This window comes from Protofrankia symbiont of Coriaria myrtifolia (genome assembly GCF_900634755.1).
Classification (GTDB): domain Bacteria; phylum Actinomycetota; class Actinomycetes; order Frankiales; family Frankiaceae; genus Protofrankia; species Protofrankia coriariae.
This window is the reverse complement of record NZ_CAAAFS010000213.1, coordinates 1-4,605: the sequence shown is the minus strand read 5'-3', so window position 1 is coordinate 4,605 and position 4,605 is coordinate 1. Positions and strand designations below refer to the sequence as shown.

Below are 4,605 nucleotides of genomic sequence, written 5' to 3'. Positions count from 1 at the left end.
GCCGTGGAGGCCGCCGCCGCGGCCCGCGCGGACGCCGCCCTGGCCGAGGCCGCAGCCGCCCGCGCCGAGGCGCTGCGCCGGGAGGCAGCGAAACGGCTGGTCACCGTCGGTATTCAGGGGCGCAACATCTTCCACCAGGCGCTGGCCGGGGCCTACCGGGACGCGATCCTGGCCTACGCCCGGGCCCGGCACGCCGAGGGCATCACCTGGTCGGAGAACAACGGTGTCCTCGACATCGAGTTCGAGCTACGGATCTGATGGCCCGGCCGGATTCCGGCCGCCAGGCCACGGATCGCCGCCTTCGATTCTCGATTTCAGGTTCTGGGCTCCGGACCATGAAGCACGGCCACGACAGACCACGACCGACGAAAAATGATTTCGGGACACGGATTACGGGATTCGGGGGTGGGGCATGCGGGTCCGGGTGAAGTTCCGTTACCGCGCCGACACCGGTGAGGTCGAGGTGTTCCGCGTCGAGGACACCGGCGAAGGTGTGCCCGTGGCCGACCACGACGCCCGCCACGATCGGATCACCGCCGACGTCGCCCGCATCGTCGAGAACAACGCCCTCATCGAGCAGGAGGCCCCCATCGAGCAGGAGGCCCCCGCCGAGCAGGAGGCCCCGCGGCCGGTACCGCTGGTCCAGGAGCGGCAGGCCAGGCAGCGGCCCGGCGAGCGGGAGTCGTCGACCGGACGGGCCGAACGAGGGCAACGGCTCCATGACTGACCGTGTGCTGCTCGAGCGGGCCGCGAGCTGCTACCTGCGGGCGGGGCAGATCGTCGAGGCCGCGCGCTGCTACCGGGACGCCGGCTCCTTCCAGCGGGCGGCGGAGCTGGCCATCCGGATCGGCCGGTACCGGGACGCGGTCGCCGACTGTACCGCGGCCGGTCTCGTCCACGTCGCCGCGTGGCTGCTCGTCCACAACCTGGACGACCCGGCCGCCGCCCGCGCGTCCCTGCCGGCCGCTCCTGGCCCCGACCCTGATCATGATCCGTTCGGGCCGCCGTTCGGGCCGCCGTTCGGATACACGGCCGGTTCGGCCGGCACGGTAGCTGGTTCCGTTGGATCGGTGGCCGGTGCCGTCGAGCCGATGTCCGGTTCCGCCGCCGGACCGGTGCCCGGCGTTGCCGGGACGATGGGGGGACCGGCAGTTCCGCCGGTGCTCAACGTCATGTCGCGACGGCTGGTGCTGGCCCGTTGCGACATCGCCGAGGGGCTGCCCACCCGGCGCATCCTGCCCGTGCTCGCCGATGTCCAGACGATCCTGGCCGAGCCGCTGGCCGGCGAGCCCACCTGGCCCGTGACCGCGGCCGACCTGCGGATCGAACGGTGGGCGGTCGCGCTGGCCGAGGCCGCGCACCGCTACGACCAGGTCGCGCTCGTCTTTGCCGCGGCTGTGCGGGGACGGCGTACCGGCACGGAGCAACGGTGGGCCGAATGGTCGCTGCGGGTCCTGCACACCGAGCTTGTCCTGCCGCCCGTCGTCGCGGGGTCGGTCGCCGCATGGCCCGCGACCAGCCCGTCCGCGAGATAGCCGATGGCTCTGGGACCTGGCAGTCCGGCGCCCGGCCAGGGGCGGCGTCCGCGTCCTTTCGCCGGGCGGGAGATCCCGCCGGCAGCGGTGGCCGGCTTGCCCGGGCCGGCTGGCCCGGGGCCGGCAGCGTCCCTTGCCGGCAGGTTCGGCTCCGCCTCCGCGGCGCTTGTGTTCGCTGGTTCACTCGTGGCGACCGGGCATGGCGAGAGCATCCAGTTCCTCCGGGCCGACGGAGCGGCCCCGCCCAGGACGCCCGCTCCGACCGGGACAGCCGGCCCGCCCGGCGCCGACGGATCTGCCCTGACCAGAGCAGCCGGCCCGGCCAGAGCAGCCGGCCCGGCCGGGCCGGGCGGATCCGCTCCGGCCGCGGCCGGGGCTGGCGGATCCGGTCCGGCCGGGGACTGGTGGGTCGCCGCTGACGTGGCCCTCGACCTGGGCCGGGAGCTGGTGTCGATCGCACATGGCCGGCTGTACGTCCATGCCGGCGAACGTTTCCTGCCCGACCGCGGCTGGGACGCCCCGCCGACCGCGTCACCGCCTGTGTCACCGTCTGTGTCACCGGCCTGGTCGCCAGGCGCGCCACCAGCGGCAACGCCGGCCACGGCGGGCGACGATCGTGGGTCGGTGCCGATGTCCGGGCTCCGTCCGGTGAGCGTCGTCGAGGTCGTGCGGACGGCCGGGCTCCACCCGGTGGCGGCTGGCCCGTCCGCCGAGGCGGTGGTGCTGGTACCGGGCTCGCAGGCCGGTGGGGTCGTCCAACGCGCCCTGGAGCTGGGGCTGGACGTGTGGTACCGGCCTGTCCGGCTCGTCCCGCTGTTCGACGACACCGCGCGGTCCGGCACTGCCACGGGCACGGGGCCCGGCGCCGCCGTCGAGCCGTCATGGTCCGCCGCCGGCGGGCGAATCATCATCGAACTACGACTTTCTGTGACGGATCCCAGGGTCTCCTGGGCATACGGGCGGAGCGCCGGGGCGCCTTCCCCGGCATCGACTGCGAGTTCGACTTCGGCATCGGCGCGGGGGGAGCCGCTGCCCGCGTCGTTGCTGACGGCGCTCGATCACGACCCGTTCGTGCTGGCCTGCCGGGTCACCGGAGGCACTCTGCTGGTCCAGCACGCCATGGCGTCCGCCCTGCCCGATCCGTTGCTCGCCGATCTGGTGGACGCCGGCACGTGGGTGCTGGCCGACGCTTCCTTCGGCTGCTGGCGGCTGGTCGGTCTCGGTGCGCCCGCGGACGCGGCCACGCTCGTCCGGCTCGCCGACGACTACCCGCTGGAGACGCCGGACCCGACCACATCGGCGGTGGACGGCACCTCCCTGGCAGCGGCCGGTGCGTCGCCGCGGCTGGCGGGGCGGCCGGTCGCGATCGTCCCGGGCCGTACCGGCGAGGCCGACACCGACGCGGCGCTGCTCGACGACGACGACCTCGCGGCCGTCCCGCTGCTGCTGGAAGGGCATCCGCTCGCCGAGACCGCGTTCGTCGTCCGCGGCCGGGACCGGCATCTGCTGCTGGCCCCCGGAGGTCTGCTCGAACGGCTGCCGGTCGGTGAGCCGCTGTACTGCCTCGGGCCCGGCCCGCTGTTCCTGCCGGTCGGCTACCGGACGCGCCCGCGGCTGCCCCCGAGCGCCCGCCGGGCCCTGTTCGGCGCCGGGGACGACATCGCCGTGGTGGCGCTGCCGGACCGGGCTGTCGCCTTCGACCTGCGCACCCGCCACCCGGTGTGGACGCTGTGGGCCGGCCCCGGCCCACAGCTGGACCTCCAGCTTCCCCCGGAGATCGAGGCGGCGCTGGCGGACGTCGACGCGCAGGTCGCCCCCCGGCCACCGGAGCCGGGGGGCGACCCGGTGCCGCAGCCGTCCGCCGACGGCCGGCAACGCGCCCGGGGGCTGTGGAAGAGGCTGCGCAACCACGCCCCGGAGGCGCCCTCGGCACCGCGTACCTGGCTGGATGACGCTCTCGACGCCGAATTCGCGGACGACTGGGCCCGCGCCGCGGAGCTCCACGAACGCAACGGCGACCCGCTGCGCGCCGCCCACCTCTACGAACGCGCCGCCCGCCACCCCGGAACCCGCACCTCCCGCGGAGACTCCCCGTGACCAACGGCCGCCTTGCGGCCCTCGTCACCGGAACGAGTGCTCAAGTGGCTGCCAGAGCAACCACTTGAGCACTCGTTATCGTGATCGTCTTTCTTTCCCGAGCACGTGGCTGAGGGTCAGGCTGGGAGGGTTTTCACCTCGTAGGCCGACAGCCGGCCGTCCGCGGTGATCAACGGGACGTTCAGTGCCTGTGCCTGCGCGACCAGGAGCCGGTCGAAGGGATCCCGGTGATGGTCCGGCAGTTCCGCCACCCGCAGCACGTGGTCGTGCTCGACCGCGAGCGGAATCACACCTGTGCGTCGTATCCGGTCCGGCACGTAGCCACGCGGCGGTTCGGGGAGGGCCAGCTTACCCAGCCGGTATTTGATCGAAATCTCCCAGCCGCTGGCGGCCGATAGCAGGATCTCGTTGGCGGTGTCGGCCAGCAGGTCACGGGTGTCCGCGCGCAGGCGCCGCGGCTCGGCGAGCGACCAGAGCCATGCCTGTGTGTCGAGCAGATAACGGCTCACCGGTAGAAGCTGTCCTCGATGTCGTCGGGCAGCGGGGCGTCGAAGTCGTCGGGGACGGTGAACCGCCCCTCGTCGACGCCGATCTCACGCACGCTCCGGGGGGCGAACGGGATGATCTTGGCTATCGGCTCGCCGCTGCGCAGGATGTCGACCTCCTGGCCTGCCGCTACGGCGCGCAGCAGTTCGGACAACCGGGTCTTCGCCTCGTGCACACCGACCTGAATAGCGGACTTAGCCATGAACTTAGTCTATCTCCGGGCTGGGGCAACAGAGCAACCGGCAGAGCGGCACCTCGCAGTGGCGGGTGCGCTGTCGGCCCTTCCGGACGGTGATGTCTTCCACGGTCATGCGGAGGAAGCGCGCTGCCGTCCCGTGGATACCTCCAGTCGTAGGCGAAAAACGTCATGGCAACAGCGTTTTCCACCTACGGCTTCCTGAGTTGTGGGGGCGAGGAGGGCGTGGAT

General features: G+C 73.0%; 5 protein-coding genes and 1 pseudogene. 4 read left to right on the top strand and 2 right to left on the bottom strand.

Translation table 11 applies throughout. From position 1 onward, the window contains the following. The 4 genes and pseudogenes from CM1CMNOD_RS12130 to CM1CMNOD_RS12110 all read left to right on the top strand — a co-directional run. Positions 1–258, top strand: a pseudogene (locus tag CM1CMNOD_RS12130) (molecular chaperone DnaJ); the annotation flags it as partial. 154 nt (positions 259–412) lie between these two features. Further along, the gene (locus CM1CMNOD_RS21770) at positions 413–727 is read left to right on the top strand and encodes a hypothetical protein (protein WP_013873916.1); all 315 of its coding nucleotides are present in this window, start codon (positions 413–415) and stop codon (positions 725–727) included. Further along, the gene (locus tag CM1CMNOD_RS12120; RefSeq protein WP_131772553.1) at positions 720–1,535 is read left to right on the top strand and encodes a hypothetical protein; all 816 of its coding nucleotides are present in this window, start codon (positions 720–722) and stop codon (positions 1,533–1,535) included. Before CM1CMNOD_RS21770 ends, CM1CMNOD_RS12120 begins: the two co-directional genes overlap by 8 nt. Before the next feature lie 186 nt (positions 1,536–1,721). Next, positions 1,722–3,632, top strand: a complete 1,911-nt coding sequence (locus CM1CMNOD_RS12110; protein WP_157491016.1) for a hypothetical protein — start codon at positions 1,722–1,724, stop codon at positions 3,630–3,632. A gap of 116 nt (positions 3,633–3,748) precedes the next feature. Here CM1CMNOD_RS12110 and CM1CMNOD_RS12105 read toward each other — a convergent pair whose 3' ends face one another. Together CM1CMNOD_RS12105 and CM1CMNOD_RS12100 are read right to left on the bottom strand one after the other, a co-directional pair. Beyond that, positions 3,749–4,141 carry a type II toxin-antitoxin system VapC family toxin gene (locus CM1CMNOD_RS12105; protein WP_013873915.1) on the bottom strand — a complete coding sequence of 131 codons (393 nt, stop codon included), beginning with the start codon at positions 4,139–4,141 and terminating at the stop codon, positions 3,749–3,751. After that, positions 4,138–4,380, bottom strand: coding sequence for a type II toxin-antitoxin system Phd/YefM family antitoxin (locus CM1CMNOD_RS12100; protein ID WP_013873914.1), 243 nt, complete (start codon positions 4,378–4,380; stop codon positions 4,138–4,140). Before CM1CMNOD_RS12100 ends, CM1CMNOD_RS12105 begins: the two co-directional genes overlap by 4 nt. Positions 4,381–4,605 lie beyond the last annotated feature (225 nt).

Coding starts and splice junctions, on each gene's coding strand:
- CM1CMNOD_RS21770 (WP_013873916.1), top strand. CDS start 413: ATGCGGGTCCGGGTGAAGTTCCGTTACCGCGCCGACACCGGTGAGGTC.
- CM1CMNOD_RS12120 (WP_131772553.1), top strand. CDS start 720: ATGACTGACCGTGTGCTGCTCGAGCGGGCCGCGAGCTGCTACCTGCGG.
- CM1CMNOD_RS12100 (WP_013873914.1), bottom strand. CDS start 4,380: ATGGCTAAGTCCGCTATTCAGGTCGGTGTGCACGAGGCGAAGACCCGG.